This window comes from Mesorhizobium sp. L-8-3, from assembly GCF_016756615.1.
Lineage (GTDB): Bacteria > Pseudomonadota > Alphaproteobacteria > Rhizobiales > Rhizobiaceae.
In genome coordinates this window covers 2,091,510-2,116,749 of the sequence record NZ_AP023262.1, presented here as the reverse complement: position 1 = coordinate 2,116,749, position 25,240 = coordinate 2,091,510, and the positions used below count along the sequence as shown (strand labels likewise).

Here is a 25,240-nt window from a genome sequence, read left to right as displayed (position 1 = left end):
TTATTCGCCGAGCGCATCCTCGAGGAAGGCCTCGAGCTGCGCCAGATGCTTGGACATGAGGCCGGTCGCCGGCGACGCTGCCGCCGGGCGCCCGGTGTAACGCACCCGCTGATGCTTCGCGTCGATATGGGCGAGCACCCATTCCAGATAGGGGTCGATGAACGACCAGGCTCCCATGTTCTTGGGTTCCTCCTGGCACCACACCATCTGCGCGTTGCGGAAACGCGACAGCTCGTTGATCAGCGCCTTGGCCGGGAACGGATAGAGCTGCTCGACACGCAGCAGGTAGACATCGTTGATGCCGCGCTTCTCACGCTCCTCGTAAAGGTCGTAATAGACCTTGCCCGAGCACAGCACGACGCGGCGGATCTTGGAGTCCTTGACCAGCTTGATCGCCTGACCGGGCAGGTTCTGCGCGTCGTCCCACAGGAGACGGTGGAACGCGCTTTCGCCCGACATGTCGGCCAGCGTCGACACCGCGCGCTTGTGGCGCAGCAGCGACTTCGGCGTCATCAGGATCAGCGGCTTGCGGAAGTCGCGCTTGAGCTGCCGGCGCAGGATATGGAAATAGTTGGCCGGCGTGGTGACGTTCGCCACCTGCATGTTGTCTTCCGCGCAAAGCTGGAGGAAGCGCTCCAGGCGCGCCGACGAGTGCTCCGGCCCCTGGCCCTCATAGCCGTGCGGCAGCAGGCAGACCAGCCCCGACATTCTGAGCCATTTGCGTTCGCCCGACGAGATGAACTGGTCGAAGACCACCTGGGCGCCGTTGGCGAAGTCGCCGAACTGGGCTTCCCACAGCGTCAGCGCCTTGGGCTCGGCCAGCGAATAGCCGTATTCGAAGCCGAGCACGGCTTCTTCCGAGAGCATCGAGTTGATGACCTCGTAGTTGGCCTGGGCCGGCGACAGGTTGTTGAGCGGGATGTAGCGGGTCTCGTCGCGCTGGTCGTAGAGCACGGAATGGCGCTGCGAGAAGGTGCCGCGCTCGGAGTCCTGGCCGGACAGGCGGATCGGGTTGCCGTCGAGCAGGATCGAGCCGAAGGCCAGTGCCTCGCCGGTGGCCCAGTCGATGCCCTCGCCCGTCTCGATCGCCTGGCGGCGGTTGTCGAGGAAGCGGCCGATCGTGCGGTGGACCTCGAAGTCCTTCGGCACCTCGGTGAGCTTCTTGCCGACCTCCTTCAGCGTCTTGGCCGGCACAGCGGTCTTGCCGCGCCTCAGTTCATCCTGCTGGTCGGCCGTCCTCAGCCCCGACCAGGCGCCGTCGAGCCAGTCGGCCTTGTTCGGCTTGTAGGCATGGCCGGCCTCGAACTCGGCCTCGAGATGCGCCCGCCAGTCGGCCTTCATCTTGTCGATCTCGGCCTGGCTGGCCAGCCCTTCGGCAATCATCTTCTCGCTGTAGAGCTGCAGCGTCGTCTTGTGGGCACGGATGGTGCGGTACATGATCGGCTGGGTGAAGGCGGGCTCGTCGCCTTCGTTGTGGCCGAAGCGGCGGTAGCAGAACATGTCGATCACCACCGGCTTGTGGAACCGCATGCGGAACTCGATTGCGATCTTGGCCGCGTAGACGACGGCCTCCGGATCGTCGCCGTTGACATGGAAGATCGGCGCCTCGATCATCTTGGCGACATCGGACGGGTAGGGCGACGACCGCGAGAAACGCGGATTGGTCGTGAAGCCGATCTGGTTGTTGATGATGAAATGCAGCGTGCCCGCAACGCGGTGGCCGCGCAGGCCGGACAAGCCGAGAATCTCCGCGATCACGCCCTGGCCGGCGAAGGCGGCGTCGCCGTGCAGCAATAGCGGCAACACCTTCGCGCGTTCGGCGAGCGGCACGATCTCCTCGCGCGTGCGGCCGTAGAGCTGGTCCTGCTTGGCGCGCGCCTTGCCCATCACGACCGGGTCGACGATCTCCAGATGCGACGGGTTGGCGGTGAGCGACAGATGCACCTTGTTGCCGTCGAACTCGCGGTCGGACGAGGCGCCGAGATGGTACTTCACATCACCCGAGCCCTCGACGTCATCTGGGGCGAAGGAGCCGCCCTTGAATTCATGGAAGATCGCACGGTGCGGCTTGGCCATGACCTGGCTGAGCACGTTGAGGCGGCCGCGATGGGCCATGCCCAGCACGATCTCCTCCATGCCGAGCGAGCCGCCGCGCTTGATGATCTGCTCCAGCGCGGGGATCAGCGATTCTCCGCCGTCCAGGCCGAAACGCTTGGTGCCCTTGTACTTGACGTCGATGAACTGTTCGAAACCCTCGGCCTCGATCAGCTTCTGAAGGATCGCCTTCTTGCCGGCCGAGGTGAAGGCGATGCCCTTGTCGACGCCTTCGATACGCTCCTGTATCCAGGCCTTCTCCTCGGGGTCGGAGATGTGCATGAATTCGACACCGAGCGTCGAGCAATAAGTGCGGGCCAGTATCTCCAGCATCTGCCGGATGGTCGAATATTCGAGCCCCAGCACGTTGTCGATGAAGATCCTGCGGTCGTAATCCGCCTCGGTGAAGCCATAGGAGGTCGGCGACAGTTCGTCATAGTCCTCGATGGGCTTGGCGAGCCCGAGCGGATCCAGATTGGCGTGGAGATGGCCGCGCATGCGATAGGCGCGGATCATCATGATGGCGCGCACGGAATCGCGCGTCGCCTGCATCACCTCGCCATCCGACAACGGCAGCCCGGCGGCGGCCGCCTTGTCCTTCACCTTCTTCTCGATGTGCTTCTCGACGAGGCCCCAATTGCCGTCGAGCGCGCAGACGAGCTCGCCATTGGCGACCAGCGGCCAGCTCGGAGTGGACCAGGAAGCGCCCCTGGCGTTTTTCCTGACGTCGCCGGCATCGTCCTGCAGCGCGCCGAAGAAGTTGCGCCACTCGGAATTCACCGAGGACGGATCGTCCTGATAGCTGGAATAGAGCGCCTCGATATAGTCGGCATTGCCGCCATAGAGGAAAGAGGTGAGGGAAAACTGGTCGTTGGCTTGATCTTGCCGTGCCATGTCCTTGATCGGAGCGTCAGCCCCGTCTCCTATTCAGGGGTGAATGGCAAAATGGTGAATGGTGAATGGAAGCGTCGCAGTTGGGCGAGCTTGCCTCTTCCATCCATTCACCACTGACCATTCACCATTCACTTACCCCTTGATCGCCTCGAGCAACGTCGTGCCGAGCCTCGCCGGCGATGGCGAGACGCGGATGCCCGCCGCCTCCATCGCCGCGATCTTGTCTTCCGCGCCGCCCTTGCCGCCCGAAATGACGGCGCCGGCGTGACCCATCGTGCGCCCCGCCGGCGCGGTGCGCCCGGCGATGAAGCCGGCCATCGGCTTCCGGCGCCCGCGCTTTGCCTCGTCCTTCAGGAACTGCGCGGCATCTTCCTCGGCCGAGCCGCCGATCTCGCCGATCATGATGATCGATTTGGTCTCGTCGTCGGCGAGGAACATCTCGAGCACGTCGATGAACTCGGTGCCCTTCACGGGATCGCCGCCGATGCCGACAGCGGTCGTCTGGCCGAGCCCCGCATTGGTGGTCTGGAACACGGCCTCATAGGTAAGCGTTCCCGAGCGCGATACAACGCCCACCGAGCCCTTGCGGAAGATGTTGCCCGGCATGATGCCGATCTTGCATTCGTCGGGGGTGAGCACGCCGGGGCAGTTCGGCCCGATCAGCCGCGACCTGGACTTCTCGAGCCTGGCCTTGACCTTGACCATGTCCATGACCGGGATGCCCTCGGTGATGCACACGATCAGCGGGATCTCGGCCTCGATCGCCTCGATGATGGCTTCTGCCGCGCCTGCCGGCGGCACATAGACCACCGAAGCATTGGCGCCGGTCTTCTCCTTGCCATCCGCCACGGAGGAGAAGATAGGCAGGGCCTCTCCGGCGGCGCCCCTCCAGGTCTCGCCACCCTTCTTCGGATGGATGCCGCCGACCATCTGGGTGCCGTGGTAGGCAAGCGCCTGCTCGGTGTGGAAGGTGCCGGTCTTGCCGGTCAGGCCCTGAACCAGGACCTTGGTGTCTTTGTTGACGAGAATGGACATTCGGGTTCCGTCCGTTCGATTGGGATAGGGTTGACGGCGAGAAGCCTGCCGCGGCGGCCGCGCCTGGCGCGCGCCGCGGCAGGCCTGCGCCTTAGCCGTTCACCGCCGCGACGATCTTCTTCGCCGCGTCGTCGAGGTCGTCGGCCGGAATGACGTTCAGGCCGCTCTCCCTGAGGATACGCTTGCCCAGTTCGACATTGGTGCCTTCGAGCCGCACGACCAGCGGAACCTGCAGCCCGACTTCCTTGACGGCCGCGATCACGCCCTCGGCGATGACATCGCATTTCATGATGCCGCCGAAGATGTTGACGAGGATGCCTTTGACCGCGGGGTCGGCGGTGATGATCTTGAAGGCTGCCGTCACCTTCTCCTTCGACGCGCCGCCGCCGACATCGAGGAAGTTCGCGGGCTCCGCGCCATAGAGTTTGATGATATCCATCGTCGCCATGGCCAGGCCCGCGCCATTGACCATGCAGCCGATATTGCCGTCGAGCGCGACATAGGCGAGATCATGTTTCGAGGCCTCGATCTCCTTGGCGTCCTCTTCGGTCGTGTCGCGCAGTTCCATCACCTCCGGGTGCCGGAAAAGCGCGTTGTTGTCGAAGGAGATCTTCGCGTCGAGGAGCCGCAGACGGCCGTTGGTCATGACGATCAGCGGGTTGATCTCGAGCAGGCTCATGTCCTTCTCGACGAAAGCCTTGTAGAGCGCCGGGAACACCTGGGCGCCGTCCGTCGCCGCATCGCCGGAGAGCTTCAGCGCCTCGTTGAGCCTGGCCACGTCCTCGCCGGTCACGCCGTTGTCCGGGTCGATCGCCAGCATGACGATTTTCTCCGGCGTGTCATGGGCCACGGCCTCGATGTCCATGCCGCCCTCGGTCGAGACGACGAAGGCGATGCGGCCGATCGTGCGGTCGACCAGGATGGACAGATAGAGCTCGCGGTCGATGTCGGCGCCGTCCTCGATGTAGAGGCGGTTGACCTGCTTGCCGGCCGGTCCGGTCTGCTTGGTGACGAGCGTGTTTCCGAGCATCTCGTTGACATTGGCCACGACCTCGTCCGCCGAGCGCGCCAGCCTGACGCCGCCCTTGGCGTCGGTGCCGAGTTCCTTGAACTTGCCCTTGCCGCGACCGCCGGCATGAATCTGGCTCTTGACCACATAGAGCGGCCCCGGCAGTGCCTTTGCCGCCGCGGCAGCTTCTTCCGCCTTCAGCACCGCCACGCCTTCGGCGACCGGCAGGCCGTAGGCCTTCAGCAGTTGCTTTCCCTGATATTCGTGGATGTTCACGGGAGCCGCCTCCTTAGTTCTTGCCGAGATTCGGCGCGATGTTGACGCAGGCCTCGCACAGGCCCTGCACCGCCCCCACCGAATTCTCGAACATCTTCTGCTCGGCCTTGTTGAGGTCGATCTCGATGATGCGCTCGACGCCGCCGGCGCCGATCACGGTCGGCACGCCGACATACATGTCCTTGACCCCGTACTGCCCCGAAAGATAGGCAGCGCAAGGCAGGACGCGCTTCTTGTCCTTGAGATAGGCTTCGGCCATGGCGATCGCCGAAGAGGCCGGCGCGTAATAGGCGGAACCTGTCTTCAGCAGACCGACGATCTCGGCGCCGCCGTCGCGGGTGCGCTGCACGATGGCGTCGAGCTTCTCCTTCGAGGTCCAGCCCATCTTGACGAGATCGGGCAGCGGAATGCCTGCCACCGTCGAGTAACGGGTGAGCGGCACCATCGTGTCGCCGTGGCCGCCGAGCACGAAGGCGGTGACATCCTCGACCGAGACCTTGAACTCCTCGGCGAGGAAGTAGCGGAAGCGGGCCGAGTCGAGCACGCCGGCCATACCGACGACATGGCTCTTCGGCAGGCCGGAGAACTTCTGCAGCGCCCAGACCATGGCGTCGAGCGGGTTGGTGATGCAGATGACGAAGGCCTTCGGCGCATATTTCCTGATGCCGGCCCCGACCTGCTCCATCACCTTCAGATTGATGCCGAGCAGATCGTCACGGCTCATACCGGGCTTGCGCGGCACGCCGGCGGTGACGATGCACACATCCGCGCCCTCGATCGCCGCATAGTCGTTGACGCCGGTGAATCTCGCATCGAAGCCGTCCACCGGCGAGGACTGGGCGATGTCCAGCCCCTTGCCCTGCGGGATGCCTTCGGCGATGTCGAACAGAGTGACGTCGCCCAGTTCCTTGAGGCCGATCATGTGAGCCAGCGTGCCGCCGATCATGCCGGAGCCGATGAGGGCGATCTTGTTGCGTGCCATGTTGGAGAGTATCCCTTGTCTGAAAACCGTCGACGGACGGCGCTATGGAAGGCATGTGAGGACGGGCCGGAAGGGCCGGGATTTCGAGGCTGCCATAGCCTCGACGGCTGTAATATTCAACCGATTCTTTCGGCATCAAGTTTTTCAATCGGTTATAATGATTGGGATTTACGTAAACGTCAAAATTTGGAGATTTCGAAGATGATCCGTACACGGGGATCGAGAGAAAGCGAGTAGCATCACAGGCGCGGGCGATCCGGCAAGCCTTCTAATCCCTATTCGCTATTGGCTACTCGCTATTCGCTCCTTTCGCTCCTATGCCTTTCCGACCAGGCATCCAGCCAGTCGCGGCTCTGCATCTCCATGAGGCGTGAGGCCGTGCGGTCGAATTCGAAGGCCTCGGTGCCGCGCCTGCCTTCATAGAGTTCCTGCGGCGGCGCCTCGGCGCTCATCACAAGGCGGACCTTGTGATCGTAGAGCGTATCGATCAGCAGGATGAAACGCTTGGCCTCGTTGCGCCGCGCCTCGGCCAGCACCGGCACGTGGTCGACGAAAATCGTATCGTAGCGTCCGGCGATCGCCAGGAAGTCGCGTGCGCCGAGCGGTTTCTCGCAGAGATCGCGGAAGAAGAAGCGCGCAGCGCGCCCCGCGGCCTTCGGCACCGCGACATGGCGCCCCTTGACGGTAATTTCGGCCGTCGCCGGCGCGTGGCCGTTGGTCATCGTCTGCCAGGCGACATCCATCTGGCGGTCCGCCGCCGCGTCGACCGGAGTGAGATAGACCGGCAGGCGGTTCACGCGGTCGAGCCGGTAATCCTTCATCGCATCGAGCGAGACGACCTCGGCATGCCTCTCCAGCAATCCGATGAAGGGCAGGAAGAGCTGGCGGTTCAGTCCGTCGCGATAGAGCTCGACGGGAACCACGTTGGAGGTAGCGACCAGCACCACGCCCTCGGCGAACAGCGCCGAGAACAGGCGCGACAGGATCATCGCATCGGCGATGTCGGTCACCGTGAACTCGTCGAAGCAGAGCACCCAGGCTTCTTCCGCCAGTGCCTTGGCCACCGGCGGGATGGGATCGTCCTCCCGGGTCTCGCCGTTCTTGCGAGCCAGACGCTGCTTCTGGATCCGATCCTGGACCTCCGCCATGAAATCGTTGAAATGGACGCGGCGCTTGCGCCGCACCGGCACGAGCTCGAAGAACAGGTCCATGAGCATGGTCTTGCCGCGGCCGACGGCACCGTGGATGTAGAGGCCCTTGACCGGCTCGGGCTTGCGCTTCTTCCCGAACAGCCAGCCGAGCGAGCTCGATTTGGCGGCAAGCCTCTTGGAGGCGATTTCTCCGATCAGGCGGTCGAGCGCGACCGCGACCGCTTCCTGGGCGGCGTCGCGTTCAACGGCGCCGGTCTCCACGAGGTGGCGATAGCGCTGCGCGACAGAAGGGTGTGTCTGGATGCCGTCGCGCAGATGGTGCATGAAGTCGTCTTGGCTGGAACGGGTTGGACGATGCCTATCACCGCGTCAGCGAAACCGGAACGCCGCCTTCGGTCTGACCGTCGAATTTTTCCGGGCCGGACGAGTAGAGCCTGGCGAGCGTGCCGCCGTTCTCGTCATAGAGCGTCAGCTGCTTGCCGCTGACGTTCCACGACTTGACGCCGTCGAGCGGAGCCGGGCAGCGCAACGGACCGGCGCGGAAACCGGCGCCGAACTTGGTCTGCGGGGTGGCGACCTTGCAGCTCTGGCCCGAGACCGATGCATTCCAGACGCCGGCGACATTGCCGGCGGTCAGGTCGGGAGCATCGGCCGGCGGCGCGACCGGCGTGGCAGCCGCTACATTCGTCCCGCCTGGCGCCGGCGGGAACTGGCTGGCGTCCGTCCCAGGAGCAGCCGGCGGCGGCAGTTGGGAGCCTGTCACTGTCCCGGACGGGGCCGGCGTCAGCGGCGCCGGCTGGGAATCCAGCGTCGAAAACCGCGAACTGGAACAGCCGGCCGCGGTCAGCGCCATCAGCGACACAAGAACAAGGCCCGTCTTGGAAAAATTCATCAAATCCTCCGTCGGAGCCAGTCCACGCTCCGGCCGTTGATATCATTGAACCCAAATCATCGATATTGGCTAAATTGCAACCGGATATGGTTAAAATGCGGTTTCGATCCTACAAATGTTGCGATTTTACCACGCTGCATGCTCAGCCCGGAGAATTCACCCACCGATTGATCTGCTCGGCACGCAAACAGCCGCAAGGCGCTGTGAGACGGGCCTCCCGCGGCCCGAACGGCCTGTCGACGGAGCCGACCGGCACCGTGGCCGGCCTCTCTGTCCGGGCCTCGATCCGGCCGGCGTCGGCTCTGCAAAGGCGCATCTCGAAGCAAGGACTAGCCAAACGGCAGCGCCTTTGTCAGCATCAGGAGGGGCCGCTTGCTCCAGCGCCATCGTGTCGGGTTCATTGCCAACGGTCGACAGGATCGCTCGTTGGCGCGAAGCGGAGCGGCCCGGAAGGACCGCGACGGCAACTGAGGTCGCGCGGATGCGTCAGCGTCCAGGCACATGGCATCAGATGATGGAACAAAGCGGCGGATCTGCACGTTCGAGACGACAGGGATGAAACCTCTGGCCGGAAACGTCACGCGCACCAAAAGGCGCAACCCCTATTTCCAGGGCGATGTCAGCGACCATTTCGACGGGCGCGTGTTCTTCAATCCGGGCGGCAGGCCGCCGGCCGGTTTCGCCGACCTCCTGCGCTGGCAACTGGGCGGGGAGCGCACGCCGTGGCCAGCCTCCTGGCCGAGCCCCTTTCCTTCGGCGCGACCGGATGCGCGCGTGGCCGGCGACGAACTTCGCGTCACCATGGTCGGCCACTCCACCGTGCTCATCCAGTTCGCCGGCCTCAATATGCTCACCGATCCCGTCTGGTCGGAGCGTGTCTCGCCCTTCTCCTTCGCCGGACCGAAGCGGGTGAACGAACCCGGCATCGCCTTCGACGACCTGCCTCCCATCGACCTCGTGCTTCTGAGCCACAATCACTACGACCATATGGACGCCGCCACGCTGAAGAAGCTCCGCGCCGGACATGATCCGCTCGTGGTGACGCCGCTCGGCAACGACGCTATCCTTGATGCCGCCGCGCCGAGCCTGCGTGTCGTCGCCCGAGACTGGGGAGAGACCCTGGCGGTGACGGACCGGGTGACGATCCATGTCGAGCCGGCCCATCACTGGTCGGCGCGCGGCGCGGCGGACCGGCGCATGGCGCTATGGGGCGGTTTCGTCGTCGAGGCCCCTGCCGGAAAGCTCTATTTCGCCGGCGACACCGGCTTCCATGGGGGCAGCATCTATCGACGGCTCGGCCAGAAGCATGGCGGTTTCCGCCTTGCCGTCCTGCCCATCGGCGCCTACGCGCCACGCTGGTTCATGGAGCCGCATCACCAGGATCCCGACGAGGCGGCCGAGGGAATGTTGCTGTGCAAGGCCGCCTGGGCCGTCGGCTGTCACTGGGGCACCTTCCCGCTGACCAACGAACCGATCGAGGAGCCGCGCGACAGGCTCTGGCGCGCACTCGAGGCGCGCAACATCGGGCGCGAATGCTTCCGGCCGATGCTGCCGGGTGAAGTATGGGACGTGCCGGCCCCCTGATCGGCTCCGCTCCAACGGGTCGCACTGGTAATTCCCGGCCGTTTCCGCCATATAGGCGCCAAACGCAACAGGCCGAAAAAGCAACGGAATGACCGCGAGGGCGAAGTTCGCAAAGATGAACGGGCTCGGCAACGAGATCATCGTCGCCGACATGCGCGGTCGCGCCGGCCGCGTCTCGCCCGCCGCCGCGGTCGCGCTCAATGCCGATCCCGCCACCCGTTTCGACCAGATCATGGCGATCCACGATCCGCGCACATCAGGCACCGAGAACTATATCGAGATCCTGAATTCCGACGGCTCGATCGCGCAGGCCTGCGGCAACGGCATGCGCTGCGTGGTGCGGGCCCTGTCGGCCGAGACCGGCCGCAGGCACTTCACCTTCGAGACCGTGGCCGGCATCCTCAACGCGGACGAGCATGCCGACGGGATGATCTCGGTCGATATGGGCATGCCGCGCTTCGGCTGGCGGGACATCCCGCTTGCCGAGGAGTTCCGCGACACGCGCATGATCGAGCTGCAGGTCGGCCCCATCGACAAGCCGGTGCTGCACTCGCCCTCGGTTGCCTCGATGGGCAACCCGCACGCCATCTTCTGGGTCGACCGCGACGTCTGGTCCTACGAACTCGACCGCTTCGGTCCGATGCTCGAAAATCATCCGATCTTCCCCGAGCGCGCCAACATCACGATCGCGCAGGTCACGGCACCGGACGCCATGGCCATTCGCACCTGGGAGCGCGGCGCCGGCCTGACCCGGGCCTGCGGCTCGGCCGCTTGCGCGGCCGCGGTGAGCGCCGCACGCACGCGGCGAACCGGCCGCGCCGTTACCGTGACCGTGCCGGGTGGGCCGCTCCTGATCGAATGGCGCGACGACGACCACGTGATCATGACCGGCCCGGCCGAATGGGAATTCGCCGGCAGTTTCGATCCGGCCACCGGTGCCTGGAACCGCGACGAAAGGGACGTTGCCTGATGGCGGTCGACATCGTCACCTTCGGCTGCCGGCTGAACACCTATGAATCCGAGGTGATGCGCCGCGAGGCGGAGACTGCCGGGCTGGGCGGCCTTGAGGGCGGCGCGGTCATCTTCAACACCTGCGCGGTGACGGCCGAAGCCGTTCGCCAGGCGAAGCAGTCGATCCGCAAGGCGCGCCGCGAGAGCCCCGACGCGCGCATCATCGTCACGGGCTGCGCCGCCCAGACCGACCCCGCGGCCTTCGTGGCGATGGACGAGGTCGACCTCGTGCTCGGCAATGAGGAGAAGCTGCGCTCGAGCAGCTACCGCGCTTTGCCCGACTTCGGCGTCAACGATACCGAAAAGGCGCGCGTCAACGACATCATGAGCGTGCGCGAGACCGCCTCGCATATGGTCGACGCGATCGAGGGCCGCGCCCGCGCCTTCGTGCAGGTCCAGAACGGCTGCGACCATCGCTGCACCTTCTGCATCATCCCCTTCGGCCGCGGCAATTCGCGGTCCGTGCCGATGGGCGCGGTGGTCGAGCAGGTCAAGCGTCTGGCCGGCAACGGATACGCCGAGATCGTGCTGACCGGCGTCGACATGACCAGCTACGGCGCCGACCTGCCGGGCGCGCCCAGGCTCGGAAAGCTGGTCAAGACGATCCTGAAGCAGGTGCCCGACGTGAAGCGGCTGCGGTTGTCCTCGATCGATTCCATCGAAGCGGATGACGACCTGCTCGACGCGATCGCCAACGAAAACAGGCTGATGCCGCATCTGCACCTGTCGCTGCAGGCCGGCGACGACATGATCCTGAAGAGGATGAAACGCAGGCATCTGCGCGACGATTCCATACGCTTCTGCGAGGAGGTGCGCAGACTGCGCCCCGGCATCGTGTTCGGGGCCGACATCATCGCCGGCTTCCCGACCGAGACCGAAGCGATGTTCCAGAACTCGCTCGGCATCGTCGAGGAATGCGGCTTGACCCATCTCCACGTCTTTCCCTTCTCGCCGCGCGCAGGAACACCGGCTGCCCGCATGCCGCAGGTCGACCGGGCCGTGGTCAAAGCGCGCGCCGCACGCCTGCGCGCCGCCGGCGACGCCGCCTATGCCGGGCATCTGGCGACGCTCGCCGGCACGCGGCAATCGATCCTCGTCGAGCGTGACGGCATCGGTCGCACGGAAGGTTTCACGCTGACCGCGATCGCGGCCGGCGCGCCGGGCGACATTGTCGACGCCGTGGTGACAGGCCATGACGGACGCCAGCTGCTGGCCTCCCCCCTCTCGGCCCGCGCGGCCTGACGGAACGTTCGATGGCATTCAATTTCATCAAGAAGGTCTTTTCCTTCGGCCGCAAGCAGGCTGAGGAAAAGGAGCAGGTCGAGAGCCAGGCGGAGGATCTGAAGCCTCTCAGCCCCCCGGAACTTGTCGCCCCCGCGCCACAGGAACCGCAGCCCGCACCGCTCCCCCCAGCGGAACCGGCTCCCGCTCCGACCGAGCCGGAGAAAACGCCAGAAGTGCCGCAGCCGGCGCCGCCGCGGCAGCCCGTCGAAGTACCGACGCCGGCAGAACCCGCCGCGGAGCCTGAACCCGCGCTCCCGGAAGTGGAGCCTGCCGCTCCCGAACCCCAGCCCGCGCCGGCCCCGGTTGAGATCCCCACCGCTCCCGCGTCTCCTGAGACACCGGAAAAGGTGGCCACCGACGAAGCGCCGAACACTGCCGAAATAACCCCCTCTGGCCCTTCGGGCCATCTCCCCCTCAAGGGGGGAGAGGATGCCGCGCCGACGTCCCCCTCCCCCTTGAGGGGAGGGTCGATCGGCGAAGCCGATCGGGGTGGGGTCGCCGCAGAACCTGACGCCCCGGCCGAGGAAGCGCCGCGTTCCGCTGAAACTGTCTCTGCCCAAGCAGCTTCGGAGCCGGTCACCGAAGAGCCCAGCGCGCCTGTTGAAGAAACGCCGAGCGCGGCCGAGACCATTGCGTCCGAAGCACAGCCCACGTCGGATGCAGGCAAGGCGCCCCGCGCTGCCGAGACAACCCCCTCTGGCCCTCCGGGCCATCTCCCCCTCGAGGGGGGAGAAGCGCCGACGCCCCCCTCCCCCTTGAGGGGAGGGTCGATCGGCGAAGCCGATCGGGGTGGGGTCGCCGCGGAACCTGACGCCCCGGCCGAGGAAGCGCCGCTCCCTGCTGGGACTGTCCCTACTGAGGCAGCGCCAGCACCATTCGTCCAGGAATCTCGCGCGCCTGTCGAAGAACCGCCGAGCATCGCCGAGACGATTGCGGCCGAAGCACAGCCGACGCACGATGCAAGTGAGGCGCCGCGCGCGGCCGAGACAACCCCCTCTGGCCCTTCGGGCCATCTCCCCCTCAAGGGGGGAGAGGACGTTTCGCCGACACCTGCCGGCAAGGTGACCGTCGCGAAGAAAGTGCAGCAGAAGGCCGAGGCGAAGCCGGTCGAGGCGGCACCGAAACTTTCCTGGTTCCAGCGGCTCAAGCAGGGCCTGTCGCGCTCGTCGAAGGAGCTGTCGAGCAACATTGCCGGCGTCTTCACCAAGCGCAAGCTGGACGAAGACACGCTGCAGGATCTGGAGGACGTGCTGATCCGCGCCGATCTCGGCATGGAGACCGCGATCCGGGTCACCGACGCGCTCGCCTCCGGACGTTACGGCAAGAACGTCTCGGACGACGAAGTGCGCGCCATCATGGCCGAAGAGATGGAGAAGGTCCTGATGCCGGTGGCCATGCCGCTGGAACTCGATCTCTCGCACAAGCCGCATGTGATCCTTGTCGTCGGCGTCAACGGCACGGGCAAGACCACCACCATCGGCAAGCTCGCCGCCAAGCTGGTCGAGGGCGGCCTCGCGGTCACGCTGGCCGCCGGCGACACGTTCCGCGCCGCCGCGATCGAGCAGTTGAAGATCTGGGGCGAGCGGACGGGCTCTCCGGTCGTCTCCTCCAAGCTGGGCGCCGATGCCGCCGGCCTTGCCTACGACGCTTTCGAAAAGGCCAAGCAGGCCGGCTCCGACGTGCTGATCATCGACACGGCCGGCCGGCTGCAGAACAAGGCCGAGCTGATGGCGGAACTGGAGAAGATCGTGCGCGTACTGGGCAAGCTCGATCCGGACGCCCCGCATACCGTGCTGCAGACCGTCGATGCGACCACCGGCCAGAACGCGCTGAACCAGGTCGAGATCTTCCGCAATGTCGCCGGCGTCAACGGCCTCGTCATGACCAAGCTCGACGGCACGGCGCGCGGCGGTATTTTGGTCGCAATCGCCGCCAAGCATAAGCTGCCGGTCTATTTCATCGGCGTCGGCGAGCAGGTCGACGATCTCGAACCGTTTTCGGCAAGCGACTTCGCCAAGGCGATCGCAGGAGTGGCATGATGATGGACGAACCGATCCTCGAACGCGATCCGACCGACCCGAGGAAGAAGGAAATCAACCCGTTGCTGAAGCTCGCGCTCGAGCTCGGTCCGCTCCTTGTCTTCTTCTTCGCCAACACCCGGGGCGAAGCCCTGATCGCGCGGTTTCCCGCTCTCGGCGAATTCGGCGGCCCGATCTTCCTCGCCACCGCCCTGTTCATGGTGGCGACCGCGGTAGCGCTTACGGTGTCGTGGATCCTCACCCGCTCGCTGCCGATCATGCCGCTGGTTTCAGGCATCGTTGTCTTCGTGTTCGGCGCCCTCACGCTGTGGCTCCAAGACGACGTCTTCATCAAAATGAAGCCGACCATCGTCAACACGCTGTTCGGCGGCGTGCTGCTCGGCGGCCTGCTCTTCGGCAGATCGCTGCTCGGTTACGTCTTCGATTCGGCCTTCCGGCTCGATGCGGAAGGCTGGCGCAAGCTCACCTTGCGCTGGGGCCTGTTCTTCCTGTTCCTGGCCATCGTCAACGAGATCGTCTGGCGGACCTTCTCGACCGACGCCTGGGTAGCATTCAAGGTTTGGGGCATCATGCCGATCACGCTCGTCTTCACGCTGAGCCAGATGCCGCTGATCATGAAGCACTCGCTGGATGACGCGCGGAAGTAGAAAACCTCTTCCCACAGACGCGCAAATTTCACCGACGGCTGCTTTCCCTCTTTTCACCTCTGGTTGAACCGGCGTAACTTCCTCCGCCGCGCCAGGATCGGCCACCGTCGGAGAGCGGTGCTTTGGGGAAAGGACCGCAACGATGCAATTCGTGAGCAACCGCGACGAACTGCGGACGATCTACAAGGAACCCGGCGAAGGCGCGGTGCGCAAGGAACTGAAGTCGCTCGACTTCCATTGCCGCGGCTTCCTCGCCAAGAGCCCGTTCGTCTTGATCGGCTCCTGCGACGACCGAGGCAATGGCGACGTGACGCCGAAGGGCGACAAGCCCGGCTTCGTCGCCATCCTCGACGACAACACGATCGCCATTCCCGACCGGCCCGGCAACAATCGGCTCGACACGCTGGAGAACATCCTGGTCAACCCTGCGGTCGGACTGCTGTTCCTCATTCCCGGCATGAACGAGACGCTGCGCATCAACGGCGAAGCGCGGATCACCGCCGACAAGGCGCTGCGCGAAAGGCTGGCCGTCGACGGGCGGCCCCCGATCAGCGTCATCGTGGTCACCATCAAGGCGGCCTATATGCATTGCGCCAAGGCCTTCATGCGCTCGGAACTTTGGAAGCCCGAAAGCTGGGTGGACCGCTCCACCCTGCCGACGTTGGGCACCATCCTCAAAGACCAGCTCGCGCTCGCCGATTCCGCCGCCAAGACCGACGAGTGGCTGGACGAGAGCTACAAGAAATCCATGTGGTGAGCATCCGGCAACGCCCGTTTCGTTCCGACAGTCCAGACGCGAACATCCTTTCCGATGTCCAATACCAACCATCGATGAAATCGACGTTGAAGCGCGCGACCGCGTGGCCCACGCCTGTTGGCGCGAAAGCCAAGCGGCCCGGAGGGACGCGCCGACGTTTGAGGCGCATTGGATGTGCCATGCAAGGCGCGCATTGCTGCAATGCAGCAGTTTATTTTGCACTGCACCATGATTATGTCATGATGCATCGGCCGGAGGAGAACAGCACGAGCGCTGGACGCGCTCCGGAAAGGACAAGACCATGATCTTCTCTACCATCGTCGCCCGCACCCAGGACCGTCTCGCCAAGCGCGCCAAGTACCGCCGCCTCGTCGCCGAGATCGAGAGCATGTCGACCCGCGACCTCGTCGACCTGCGCGCCGACCGCAGCGAGATGCTCCATCAGGCCTATCGCTCGGTCTACGGCTGAGCCGGCTTCTTCCGGCGCCAACCTTGGCGCCTCAAACCGCCGCGGCCCCGGCGCGCCGCTTGGCGAGCGCGACGAAGATCGCGGCGGTGATGTAGGCCACCAGCCCGTAGATCGCCGGCGGGATGGCCATCTCGGAATTGTTGAGCAGCAGCGGGCTCATCGCGATGGCGATGACCAGCGTGCTGTTGTGGATGCCGATCTCCATGCAGATGGCGATCGCCTGCTTGTAGCCGAGATTGAACAGTCGCGGCACGCCGTAGCCGATGGCCAGGCTGATGAGGTTGAAGGCGAGCGTCGCCATGCCGATCACCGGCCCCCAGGTCACCAGCGTTTGCCATTCGCGGATCAGTGCGACCAGCACGATCGCTGCGAGGAACACCGCCGACAGGACCTTCACCGGCCGTTCCAGCCCGAGCGCCAGCGTCGGGTAGCGGTTGCGGAGGAACATGCCGGACGCCACCGGAACCAGGACGAGTGCGAAGATCTGCAGGATCCTGTCGAATTGCAGCGGGATCACCTTGCCCTCGCCGTAGAACTGCAGCAGCGAGAAATTGACGATGATCGGTAGCGTGATCATCGCGAGAACCGAATTGATCGCGGTGAGCGTGATGTTCAGCGCCACATCGCCGCCGGCCAGATGGCTGTAGAGATTGGCTGACGAGCCGCCCGGACTGGCCGCCAAGAGCATCATGCCGACCGCGATCGCCGGCGGCAGCGCCGACAGATAGACGATGCCGAAGCAGATGACGGGCAGGATCAGCGCCTGGCAGACGAGCGCTACGACGACCGGCTTCGGCCGCGACAGCACCTTGCGGAAATCCTCCACGGTCAACGACAGGCCGAGGCCCAGCATGATGACCGCGAGCGCCGCAGGCAGGAAAATGCTGAAAACCGCGCTGGACTGCATGCCGGATCGTCCCCTGCGGACCCCCGCGATGATTCCGCGAACAGGAGGTTAGACCAAGACGGCGTTGTGATGAAGTAGGTTCATCACATCTGCGTTACTGAATCGGGAGCAGTGGCGGAACGCCGCTAACCCGGCGCCGCCAGCGCCTTCTCGATCTGCGGCAGCAACTGCCTGCTCACGGCCTCCGGCGTGAGCGGTCCGACATGTTTGTAGAGGATCTTACCGTCCTTCCCGACCAGAAAGCTCTCCGGCACCCCGTAGACGCCCCAATCGATCGCGGTACGCCCCGTTTCGTCGCTGCCGATCGCGCCAAAAGGATTGCCGAGTTCGCCGAGGAACCGCCGCGCGTTTTCCGGCCGGTCCTTGTAGTTCAGCGCGACGATGCCGAAGCGGCGGTCCTGTGCCAGCGCCATCAGCACGGGATGCTCTTCCCGGCACGGTCCGCACCAGGAGGCGAAGACGTTCACCAGCGTCACATTGCCGAGGAAGGCCGCCGAATCGAGACCTGGCAGGTCGAGGCCTTCGAGCGCCGGCAGCCTGGTTTGCGGTGCGGGCGAGCCGATCAGGGCCGACGGCACCACCGAAATGTCGCGGCCGGAATAGAGCTGCACCAGGAATACGGCAGCCAGCGCCAGGAAGGCCGCGAGCGGCAAGAGCACGAACAGCCTGCGCGGCCGCTTCGGCGCCTCGGCCTGCGTGCCGCTCATGGCCGGCCCTCGACGGCGCGATCCGAGCGCCGGCGCACGCCGCTCGCTTCCAGGTCGGCGAGTTCACGGCGGCGGGCGTTGCGGTCTGTGAGCAGCCAGCCGATCAGCCCCGCCATGACGATGAAGGTCACACCGTAGGCGGCCATGACATAGAGAGCATGCGTGCTCATGCCGGCACCTCCGTGCTTTCGGCCCGCCGGGCCGCCACGCGCCGCATGGCCGCCACGCGGCGGCGCCAGATCTCGGTGCGCATCGCCGTGAGATGAAGGGCGAAGAACAGGATCGTGAAACCAAGCGCCATGACCATCAGCGGCCACAGCAGGCTCGGATGGATGGTTGGTCCGTCGAGCCGGAACACCGATGCCGGCTGGTGCAGCGTCGCCCACCAGTCGACGGAGAACTTGATGATGGGGATATTGACGAATCCGACCAGCGCGATCACCGCCGCCGCGCGGGCCGAGCGCGTGTGATCATCCAGCGCCCGGGTCAGTGCGATGATGCCGAGGTAGAGGATGAAGAGCACGAAAACCGAGGTGAGCCGGCCGTCCCACACCCACCACGTTCCCCACATGGGCTTGCCCCAGATCGAGCCGGTGATGAGTGCCAGCGCAGTGAAGGTCGCCCCGATCGGTGCCGCCGCCTTCAGCGCCACGTCGGCCAGCGGGTGACGCCACACCAGGGTCCCGAGCGCCGACGCCGCCATGATCGAGTAGCACATCATGGACAGCCAGGCGAAAGGCACATGGATATACATGATGCGCACCGTGATGCCCTGCTGATAATCCTCGGGCGCGGCGAAACCCATATAGAGGCCGATCGCGAGCACCAGCGCCGCAAGGCCGGCGAACCAGGGGATCAGCCGGTCGGCCAACGCCACGAAGCGTGTCGGATTGGCCAGATCGGTCCAGCGCATGGTCGTATCGTTCATGGACCGTTACATAACGCCGCGCCCCTGTCTCCGCAATTCGCCGACTTTGCCGCATCCGGCTGGCGAAGTCCGTGCAACGGGATTCAGTCGGTTGCGTAGCGCAATGCCACTGCCGCTGCAGCCGGGCCGATCACGGCGAGGAACAGCGTCAGCGCCGAGAGAATGAGAAAAGGCGGCAGGAACGGATCGGGCTCGGCGACCGCCGCATAGGAGGCCGAGACGCCGAAGATCAACACCGGCAACACCAGCGGCAGCACCAGCACCGAAACCAGCACGCCGCCGCGCGGCAGGGCCACGGCGACCGCCGCGCCCGCCGCGCCGACGAAAGCGATCGCCGGCGTGCCGACCAGCAGAGTAAGCGCTGTCGCGCCGATCGCCAAAGGCGGCATGTTCATGAACAGGCCGAACAGCGGCGCCGCGACCACCAGCGGCAGGACGCTCACCACCCAGTGGGCCAGGCACTTCACGAAGACGGCGAAGGCCGGCATGTGGCGGTCATGCGCCAGGAGCAGCGCATCGAGGGACCCGTCCTCGCGGTCGGCCTGGAACAGGCGGTCGAGGCCGAGCAGGCTGGACAGCAGTGCGCCGACCCACAGGATCGCCGGGCCTATGCGGGCGAGAAGGTTGAGATCGGGACCGACTGCGAAGGGCACCGCCGTGATCACCGCCAGGAAGAACAGCACGCCGGTCAGTCCCCCGCCGCCGGCCCGGATGCCCAGCCGGATATCGCGCAGGAACAGCGCTAGCATGGGGGGACCGTCCATTGGAGGGAGGAACGAACGTCTGGCGTCGAGCTTGTTTTGATACCCCCCTCTGTCCTGCCGGACATCTCCCCCTCAAGGGGGGAGATTCGCTGAGACAGGCCAAGGCGATCATTCTGCGAGGTCGACCCTTTACGTAGAGCGCGCTGCCAGCCGATCTCCCCCCGGGGGGAGATGTCCGGCAGGACAGAGGGGGGTAACGCGGTATGCGATTTCACGATGCCTCTCCCCTCATCGCCAGCGTCTGGCCGTTATCCAGCCCAAGCGGCAGATGAGTTGCTGCGACAATGATGCCGCCGTTCTCGAGATGGGCGTTCATCAGCCCGGAGAAACGCTGCTCGGAGGCCTTGTCGAGGCCGGCCGTTGGTTCGTCGAGCAGCCAGACAGGACGGTGGCTGACCAGCAGCCGTGCGATCGCCGCACGGCGGCGCTGGCCGGTCGACAGATAGCCGAAGGGCAGGTGAGCGATCGCTTCGAGCCCGACTTCGCCGAGCGCCTCTTCGGCGGAGAGTCGCGGCATGCCGCAGAAATCCTGCCAGAAGCGAAGGTTCTCCGACACGGTCAACGCCGCCTTCATCGCGTTCTGATGGCCGAGATAGTGAAGGGCACCCGCGAGTGCCGGCCACTGCCCCCCACCTTCGAAGGAGATGTTCCCCGCCGCTGCGGGCAGAAGTCCCGCCAGCACTCTCAGCAGCGTCGACTTGCCGGCGCCGTTCGGGCCGGTGACGGTCAGGCTCGTACCGGCGTCGAGGATGAAGCCGACGCCGGAGAATATCCGCTCGCCGCCACGCTCGCCCGCCAGTCCGTCGGCTTTCAGCCGCATCTCTCCCCCGTCGCAGGAAGCCCGGCTGCGGCCATGTGCGCCGCAGCAAAATTGCCCGATTCACCGTCTAGAACTATTCCAGGAATTTCTCTATATGCGGGTTGACCATGCCAGCGGTCGGCATGGGAACCGAATTTGCGCCGAACCAGCGCGCGCGCCGCCTTGAACGGCCGGGTGCGAGGGGGCGGACAGCGGAAATGGCCGTACCCGCACCTTTGCGCGTGATTCCAGCATGCCGAGGCGTCCGTTCCCAGGCAGAACAGACCAGTGGGATCGCACGTGTCCAAATCTCTCGACAGTTTCAATTCCCGTAAGACGCTGAAGGTCGGCGACGCGGAATATGTCTATTTCGACCTGGTGGAGGCCGAGAAGAACGGCCTCGCGGGGATTGCCCAGCTCCCCTATTCGATGAAGGTCCTTCTGGAGAATCTGCTCCGCAACGAGGACGGCCGCTCGGTAACCAAGGAAAGCATCCAGGCTGTCGCCGGCTGGCTGACGGACAAGGGCAAGGCCGGCGTCGAGATCGCCTATCGGCCGGCCCGCGTGCTGATGCAGGACTTCACCGGCGTGCCGGCGGTGGTCGACCTCGCCGCCATGCGCGACGCCATGGCCTCGCTGGGCGGCGACCCGCAGAAGATCAACCCGCTGGTGCCGGTCGACCTTGTGATCGACCACTCCGTCATCGTCGACGAGTTCGGCACGCCGATGGCCTTCGCCCGCAATGTCGAGCTCGAATATGAGCGCAACGCAGAGCGCTACCGCTTCCTGAAATGGGGCCAGCAGGCGTTCCGCAACTTCCGCGTGGTGCCGCCCGGCACCGGCATCTGCCACCAGGTCAATCTCGAATATCTCGGCCAGGTGGTGTGGACCAACACCGACGATGACGGCGAGGTGGTCGCATATCCCGACACCTGCGTCGGCACCGATTCGCACACCACCATGATCAATGGCCTGGGCGTGCTCGGCTGGGGCGTCGGCGGCATCGAGGCCGAGGCGGCCATGCTCGGCCAGCCGGTGTCGATGCTTTTGCCCGAGGTGATCGGCTTTCGCCTGACCGGCAAGCTCAAGGAAGGCGTCACCGCGACCGACCTCGTGCTGACCGTCACCCAGATGCTGCGCAAGAAGGGTGTCGTCGGCAAGTTCGTCGAGTTCTTCGGGCCAGGCCTCTCCAACATGACCTTGGCCGACCGCGCCACGATCGGCAACATGGCGCCGGAATACGGCGCCACTTGCGGCTTCTTCCCGGTCGACGCGGAAACCGTGCGCTATCTCACCATGTCCGGCCGCGCCGAGAGCCGCATCGAGCTGGTCGAGGCCTATGCCAAGGCGCAGGGCATGTGGCGCGACAACGGCTCGGCCGACCCCGTCTTCACCGACCTTCTGGAACTCGACCTCGGCGACGTCGTGCCGTCCATGGCCGGTCCGAAGCGCCCGGAGGGCCGCATCCCGCTCGAAGGCATCGCATCGGGCTTCGCCAAGGCGCTGGAGGCTGAATACAAGAAGACCGCCGACGCCGCCAGGCGCTACGCGGTGGAAGGCGCCGACCACGACCTCGGCCATGGCGACGTGGTCATCGCCGCCATCACCTCCTGCACCAACACCTCCAATCCGAGCGTGCTGATCGGCGCCGGCCTGCTGGCGCGCAACGCCAACCGCGTCGGCCTGAAGCAGAAGCCCTGGGTGAAGACCTCGCTCGCCCCCGGCAGCCAGGTGGTCGCGGAGTATCTCGACAAATCAGGCCTGCAGAAGGAGCTCGACCAGATCGGCTTCAACCTCGTCGGTTTCGGCTGCACGACCTGCATCGGCAATTCCGGTCCTCTGCCGGCGCCGATCTCCAAGACAATCAACGACAAGGGGCTGATCGCAGCGGCGGTGCTTTCGGGCAACCGCAATTTCGAGGGCCGCGTGTCGCCCGACGTCCAGGCGAACTACCTCGCCTCACCGCCGCTGGTCGTTGCCCATGCGCTGGCCGGCACGGTGACCAAGGACCTCACCGCCGAGCCGATCGGTGAGGATCGCGACGGCAAGCCGGTCTATCTCAAGGACATCTGGCCGACGACGCAAGAGATCGAACAGTTCATCGCCCAGAACGTCACGCGCGAACTGTTCGCCCGCAAATATGCCGACGTGTTCAAGGGCGATGAGAACTGGCAGAAGGTGCAAGCGCCCGAGGGCCAGACCTATGCCTGGGACGACCAGTCGACCTATGTGCAAAATCCGCCCTATTTCGTCGGCATGGGCGCCAGGCCCGGCGCGATCGGCGAAATCAAGGGTGCGCGCGTCCTCGGCCTCTTCGGCGACAAGATCACCACCGATCACATCTCGCCCGCCGGTTCGATCAAGGCGGCCTCGCCCGCCGGCAAATATCTGATCGACAACGGCGTCGGCGTCGCCGACTTCAACCAGTACGGCACGCGGCGCGGCAACCATGAGGTGATGATGCGCGGCACTTTCGCCAATATCCGTATCAGGAACCACATGCTGGGCGAGAACGGACGCGAAGGCGGCTACACCATCCACTATCCGTCCAAGGAAGAGATGCCGATCTACGACGCGGCGATGGAATATCGCCGCGAGGGCGTGCCGCTGGTGATCTTCGCCGGCGTCGAGTACGGCAACGGGTCGTCGCGCGATTGGGCGGCCAAGGGCACCAACCTGCTCGGCGTACGCGCTGTGATCGCCCAGTCCTTCGAGCGCATCCACCGCTCGAACCTGGTCGGCATGGGCGTCATCCCCTTCGTCTTCGAGGAGGGCACCTCCTGGGCATCGCTCGGCCTGAAGGGCGACGAGACGGTGACCATCGACGGGCTCGATACCATCCGTCCGCGCCAGAAGATGAACGCGACGGTGACCTTCGCGGACGGCACGGTCAAGAACGTGCCAATCCTCTGCCGTATCGATACGGTCGACGAGCTCGACTACTTCAAGAACGGCGGCATCCTGCAATATGTGCTGCGCGACCTGGCGGCGTGAGCCGCCAGCAACGCAGACCTACCGATTTGAAGCCCCGCGCGTCCTCTCGGACGCGCGGGAGCCTCTTCCTGGCACGCGTCCCGAAAGCGGAGCCGAGGCATGTCTCCCGAAAGTGCAGCGGTTTCGGGAAAATGGCAGGCGCGAAATCAAGAACCTGCAGCCTGTCGCATGAATCCTTTCTCGCGACACGCCGCAGGTCCCGAAGCCTGTGCGCAGTTGCGCCTCGAGGGGCTCTGGCAGGCGAAGCTTCAAGTGAACGTGACTTCCCGTTGAAAGTCGCTTCTGCCAGTTTGTCGGGCAATCAAAAGCAGCCGGCTGGCCCGGCGTGCAAGAGCGGAAACGGCCATGGGATTTCGGCACCTTGACGGGCTGGCGGCGGCGCTGGCCCTGTCGGTTATTGCAGCACCTTCGATCGCAGGCGAGATCGGCAATCCGCGTGGTGTCGTCGAACTCTTCACCAGCCAGGGTTGCAGTTCCTGCCCGCCGGCCGACGAGTTGTTCGCCGAGATGGCCGGCAAGGGCGACATCGTGGCGCTGGCCTATCACGTCGATTACTGGGACTATCTCGGCTGGCGCGACACGCTGGCCAAGCCCGAGAACACGGCCCGCCAGCGCGACTACATGCGCACCTTCGGCAGCCGCTCGGTCTACACGCCGCAGGCGGTGATCAATGGCACCACCCATGTGAACGGCTCGGACCGCGCGGCGATCGAGACGGCGCTGGCGTCGGGGAAGGCGGACGCCCAGGGCCTGCCGGTGCCGATTACGGCCAAGCGCCTCGGCGACAGCCTGGTGATCGAGGTGGGCGAAGGCAAGACGGGCGAGAAGGCCCATGTCGTACTGGTCTACTACAATCCGGTGACGCCCATCGCCATCGCCGAAGGCGAGAATCGGGGCCGTACGGTCTCCTACTGGAATGCGGTCACAGACATGCAGACGGCAGGCGTCTGGCACGCCAAGGCAGCGCGATTCGAGATGCCGATGAGCGAGGTGACAAAGCGGGGCGCGGGCGGCTGCGCGGTGCTTCTGCAGTCGGTCGGCAAGGACGACACGCCCGGTCCTATTCTGGGAGCGGCGGCGATCGAATATCCCTCGGGCCTCTGAGATCAACAAGCATGTCGCGTGCTTGTGCGCTCCTGGCTGAGCGCATGTCTTTTTCCCAAACCCTGCACCAGCACCATTTCGGGAGACATGCATTAAAAAACCGGCGCCAGTCGGGACTGACACCGGTTCAGTGGTTTTGGGATCGTCGCACCCGGTTCCTTGCAAAAACCGAGGTTGGTTCGATCCGACGCGGGCCCGTGGGCGGGGGGCTTGGGGTTTACGAGCCGATGCCGGACCGAACCGTCTCAGGCAACGAACGGATGGTCGCCAGACATTGGGGCGTGAGCTTGGATTATTTGTGGCGAGATTGTGGCCAAGGATCACCAATTCTAACACCACCGCTTGCTTTGTGACATGACGCCGCGTGACCCTTGCCCCCCGGAATCGGCGTGATCGGCCCCCGAATTGCGCCCAGGTCTTGCTTTTGCGGGACGAAAGAGCAAACCTGTCGTCGTCTTGTGATTGTCACAAAGGGTCGGATCGGATGACAGAACGCGGATCTGGTGCGGAGGGTGGGGACGAATCCGCAATATTGATCCCGTTTCAGGAAGCGCGTCGCGAGCGCCTCGACATGCCGGTGTCTTTCGACCGGCGCGAGCTCGACCAGATTCTGCGCCTCTATGGCCGAATGGTCGCCGCCAATGAATGGCGGGACTATGCCATCGACCATCTTTCCGACCGCGCCGTGTTCTCCGTCTTCCGCCGCACCAGCGAGACGCCGCTGTTCCAGATCGTCAAGGACCCCAAGCTCGCCCGCAAGCAGGGCGCCTATTCGGTCGTGGCGGCAACAGGCATGATCCTGCGGCGTGGCCACGAACTCGCCCGCGTCCTGGGAATCTTCGACAAGAGGCTGCGGCTTGTCCAGGCCTGATCCAGCCGAGGTCAAGCACCGTTCTCACGGGCGTGAAAAGCT

At 65.1% G+C, this 25,240-nt stretch carries 22 protein-coding genes; 10 read left to right on the top strand and 12 right to left on the bottom strand.

Annotated features, from left to right (window positions below):
• The 6 genes from JN302_RS09960 to JN302_RS09935 all read right to left on the bottom strand — a co-directional run bounded on the left by JN302_RS09960 (position 1) and on the right by JN302_RS09935 (position 8,333).
• Positions 1–2,988 (bottom strand): 2-oxoglutarate dehydrogenase E1 component, encoded by a 2,988-nt coding sequence (locus JN302_RS09960; RefSeq protein ID WP_202332757.1) that lies wholly within the window; start codon positions 2,986–2,988, stop codon positions 1–3.
• A gap of 132 nt (positions 2,989–3,120) precedes the next feature.
• On the bottom strand, positions 3,121–4,023 hold the full coding sequence (gene sucD / locus JN302_RS09955; RefSeq protein WP_202311795.1) for a succinate--CoA ligase subunit alpha: 903 nt from the start codon (positions 4,021–4,023) through the stop codon (positions 3,121–3,123).
• 91 nt (positions 4,024–4,114) lie between these two features.
• Positions 4,115–5,308 carry an ADP-forming succinate--CoA ligase subunit beta gene (gene sucC / locus JN302_RS09950; RefSeq protein ID WP_202332756.1) on the bottom strand — a complete coding sequence of 398 codons (1,194 nt, stop codon included), beginning with the start codon at positions 5,306–5,308 and terminating at the stop codon, positions 4,115–4,117.
• A gap of 13 nt (positions 5,309–5,321) precedes the next feature.
• Positions 5,322–6,290, bottom strand: a complete 969-nt coding sequence (gene mdh, locus JN302_RS09945; RefSeq protein WP_202311793.1) for a malate dehydrogenase — start codon at positions 6,288–6,290, stop codon at positions 5,322–5,324.
• A 296-nt stretch (positions 6,291–6,586) separates the two neighbouring features.
• Positions 6,587–7,765 (bottom strand): cell division protein ZapE, encoded by a 1,179-nt coding sequence (zapE, locus tag JN302_RS09940; protein WP_202332755.1) that lies wholly within the window; start codon positions 7,763–7,765, stop codon positions 6,587–6,589.
• A gap of 37 nt (positions 7,766–7,802) precedes the next feature.
• The gene (locus tag JN302_RS09935; protein ID WP_202311791.1) at positions 7,803–8,333 is read right to left on the bottom strand and encodes an AprI/Inh family metalloprotease inhibitor; all 531 of its coding nucleotides are present in this window, start codon (positions 8,331–8,333) and stop codon (positions 7,803–7,805) included.
• A gap of 555 nt (positions 8,334–8,888) precedes the next feature.
• Here JN302_RS09935 and JN302_RS09930 point away from each other — a divergent pair.
• The 7 genes from JN302_RS09930 to JN302_RS09900 all read left to right on the top strand — a co-directional run bounded on the left by JN302_RS09930 (position 8,889) and on the right by JN302_RS09900 (position 16,124).
• A complete protein-coding gene (locus JN302_RS09930; RefSeq protein WP_202332754.1) occupies positions 8,889–9,917 on the top strand; it encodes an MBL fold metallo-hydrolase in 1,029 nt (342 codons plus the stop codon).
• A gap of 88 nt (positions 9,918–10,005) precedes the next feature.
• Positions 10,006–10,887, top strand: a complete 882-nt coding sequence (gene dapF / locus JN302_RS09925; protein ID WP_202332753.1) for a diaminopimelate epimerase — start codon at positions 10,006–10,008, stop codon at positions 10,885–10,887.
• On the top strand, positions 10,887–12,170 hold the full coding sequence (gene mtaB, locus JN302_RS09920; protein ID WP_202332752.1) for a tRNA (N(6)-L-threonylcarbamoyladenosine(37)-C(2))-methylthiotransferase MtaB: 1,284 nt from the start codon (positions 10,887–10,889) through the stop codon (positions 12,168–12,170). The genes dapF and mtaB overlap by 1 nt, the downstream gene beginning before the upstream one ends.
• Positions 12,171–12,520: 350 nt before the next feature.
• The gene (gene ftsY, locus JN302_RS09915; RefSeq protein WP_446720746.1) at positions 12,521–14,251 is read left to right on the top strand and encodes a signal recognition particle-docking protein FtsY; all 1,731 of its coding nucleotides are present in this window, start codon (positions 12,521–12,523) and stop codon (positions 14,249–14,251) included.
• Between the two features lie 2 nt (positions 14,252–14,253).
• Entirely contained in the window at positions 14,254–14,898 is a 645-nt protein-coding gene (locus JN302_RS09910) for a septation protein A (RefSeq protein WP_202314666.1), read from the top strand.
• A gap of 142 nt (positions 14,899–15,040) precedes the next feature.
• On the top strand, positions 15,041–15,655 hold the full coding sequence (locus JN302_RS09905; RefSeq protein ID WP_202332751.1) for a pyridoxamine 5'-phosphate oxidase family protein: 615 nt from the start codon (positions 15,041–15,043) through the stop codon (positions 15,653–15,655).
• Between the two features lie 301 nt (positions 15,656–15,956).
• A complete protein-coding gene (locus JN302_RS09900) occupies positions 15,957–16,124 on the top strand; it encodes a hypothetical protein (RefSeq protein ID WP_202311782.1) in 168 nt (55 codons plus the stop codon).
• 31 nt (positions 16,125–16,155) lie between these two features.
• Here JN302_RS09900 and JN302_RS09895 read toward each other — a convergent pair whose 3' ends face one another.
• The 6 genes from JN302_RS09895 to ccmA all read right to left on the bottom strand — a co-directional run bounded on the left by JN302_RS09895 (position 16,156) and on the right by ccmA (position 20,250).
• Positions 16,156–17,031, bottom strand: coding sequence for a bile acid:sodium symporter family protein (locus JN302_RS09895; RefSeq protein WP_202311780.1), 876 nt, complete (start codon positions 17,029–17,031; stop codon positions 16,156–16,158).
• 125 nt (positions 17,032–17,156) lie between these two features.
• On the bottom strand, positions 17,157–17,738 hold the full coding sequence (locus JN302_RS09890; RefSeq protein WP_202332750.1) for a DsbE family thiol:disulfide interchange protein: 582 nt from the start codon (positions 17,736–17,738) through the stop codon (positions 17,157–17,159).
• Positions 17,735–17,908: a heme exporter protein CcmD gene (gene ccmD, locus JN302_RS09885; protein WP_202311778.1), complete on the bottom strand. Its 174-nt coding sequence runs from the start codon at positions 17,906–17,908 to the stop codon at positions 17,735–17,737. Before ccmD ends, JN302_RS09890 begins: the two co-directional genes overlap by 4 nt.
• On the bottom strand, positions 17,905–18,666 hold the full coding sequence (locus JN302_RS09880; protein WP_202332749.1) for a heme ABC transporter permease: 762 nt from the start codon (positions 18,664–18,666) through the stop codon (positions 17,905–17,907). The genes ccmD and JN302_RS09880 overlap by 4 nt, the downstream gene beginning before the upstream one ends.
• Positions 18,667–18,749: 83 nt before the next feature.
• Entirely contained in the window at positions 18,750–19,415 is a 666-nt protein-coding gene (ccmB, locus tag JN302_RS09875) for a heme exporter protein CcmB (protein WP_202332748.1), read from the bottom strand.
• A gap of 226 nt (positions 19,416–19,641) precedes the next feature.
• Positions 19,642–20,250 carry a heme ABC exporter ATP-binding protein CcmA gene (gene ccmA, locus JN302_RS09870; protein ID WP_202311775.1) on the bottom strand — a complete coding sequence of 203 codons (609 nt, stop codon included), beginning with the start codon at positions 20,248–20,250 and terminating at the stop codon, positions 19,642–19,644.
• Positions 20,251–20,529: 279 nt separating this feature from the next.
• Here ccmA and acnA point away from each other — a divergent pair, with 279 nt between their 5' ends.
• The 3 genes from acnA (at position 20,530) to JN302_RS09855 (ending at position 25,198) form a co-directional block, all read left to right on the top strand.
• The gene (gene acnA, locus JN302_RS09865; protein WP_202311774.1) at positions 20,530–23,223 is read left to right on the top strand and encodes an aconitate hydratase AcnA; all 2,694 of its coding nucleotides are present in this window, start codon (positions 20,530–20,532) and stop codon (positions 23,221–23,223) included.
• A 345-nt stretch (positions 23,224–23,568) separates the two neighbouring features.
• The gene (locus JN302_RS09860; protein ID WP_202311773.1) at positions 23,569–24,327 is read left to right on the top strand and encodes a DUF1223 domain-containing protein; all 759 of its coding nucleotides are present in this window, start codon (positions 23,569–23,571) and stop codon (positions 24,325–24,327) included.
• Positions 24,328–24,811: 484 nt separating this feature from the next.
• On the top strand, positions 24,812–25,198 hold the full coding sequence (locus JN302_RS09855) for a DUF2794 domain-containing protein (protein WP_202311772.1): 387 nt from the start codon (positions 24,812–24,814) through the stop codon (positions 25,196–25,198).
• Positions 25,199–25,240 lie beyond the last annotated feature (42 nt).

Bases quoted from the DNA above. Each gene is read 5' to 3' on its own strand.
- JN302_RS09960 (WP_202332757.1), bottom strand. From the start codon at position 2,988: ATGGCACGGCAAGATCAAGCCAACGACCAGTTTTCCCTCACCTCTTTC.
- sucD (WP_202311795.1), bottom strand. From the start codon at position 4,023: ATGTCCATTCTCGTCAACAAAGACACCAAGGTCCTGGTTCAGGGCCTG.
- mdh (WP_202311793.1), bottom strand. From the start codon at position 6,290: ATGGCACGCAACAAGATCGCCCTCATCGGCTCCGGCATGATCGGCGGC.
- zapE (WP_202332755.1), bottom strand. From the start codon at position 7,765: ATGCACCATCTGCGCGACGGCATCCAGACACACCCTTCTGTCGCGCAG.
- JN302_RS09935 (WP_202311791.1), bottom strand. From the start codon at position 8,333: ATGAATTTTTCCAAGACGGGCCTTGTTCTTGTGTCGCTGATGGCGCTG.
- JN302_RS09930 (WP_202332754.1), top strand. From the start codon at position 8,889: ATGAAACCTCTGGCCGGAAACGTCACGCGCACCAAAAGGCGCAACCCC.
- dapF (WP_202332753.1), top strand. From the start codon at position 10,006: ATGACCGCGAGGGCGAAGTTCGCAAAGATGAACGGGCTCGGCAACGAG.
- mtaB (WP_202332752.1), top strand. From the start codon at position 10,887: ATGGCGGTCGACATCGTCACCTTCGGCTGCCGGCTGAACACCTATGAA.
- JN302_RS09910 (WP_202314666.1), top strand. From the start codon at position 14,254: ATGGACGAACCGATCCTCGAACGCGATCCGACCGACCCGAGGAAGAAG.
- JN302_RS09905 (WP_202332751.1), top strand. From the start codon at position 15,041: ATGCAATTCGTGAGCAACCGCGACGAACTGCGGACGATCTACAAGGAA.
- JN302_RS09900 (WP_202311782.1), top strand. From the start codon at position 15,957: ATGATCTTCTCTACCATCGTCGCCCGCACCCAGGACCGTCTCGCCAAG.
- JN302_RS09895 (WP_202311780.1), bottom strand. From the start codon at position 17,031: ATGCAGTCCAGCGCGGTTTTCAGCATTTTCCTGCCTGCGGCGCTCGCG.
- JN302_RS09890 (WP_202332750.1), bottom strand. From the start codon at position 17,738: ATGAGCGGCACGCAGGCCGAGGCGCCGAAGCGGCCGCGCAGGCTGTTC.
- ccmD (WP_202311778.1), bottom strand. From the start codon at position 17,908: ATGAGCACGCATGCTCTCTATGTCATGGCCGCCTACGGTGTGACCTTC.
- JN302_RS09880 (WP_202332749.1), bottom strand. From the start codon at position 18,666: ATGAACGATACGACCATGCGCTGGACCGATCTGGCCAATCCGACACGC.
- ccmB (WP_202332748.1), bottom strand. From the start codon at position 19,415: ATGCTAGCGCTGTTCCTGCGCGATATCCGGCTGGGCATCCGGGCCGGC.
- ccmA (WP_202311775.1), bottom strand. From the start codon at position 20,250: ATGCGGCTGAAAGCCGACGGACTGGCGGGCGAGCGTGGCGGCGAGCGG.
- JN302_RS09860 (WP_202311773.1), top strand. From the start codon at position 23,569: ATGGGATTTCGGCACCTTGACGGGCTGGCGGCGGCGCTGGCCCTGTCG.
- JN302_RS09855 (WP_202311772.1), top strand. From the start codon at position 24,812: ATGACAGAACGCGGATCTGGTGCGGAGGGTGGGGACGAATCCGCAATA.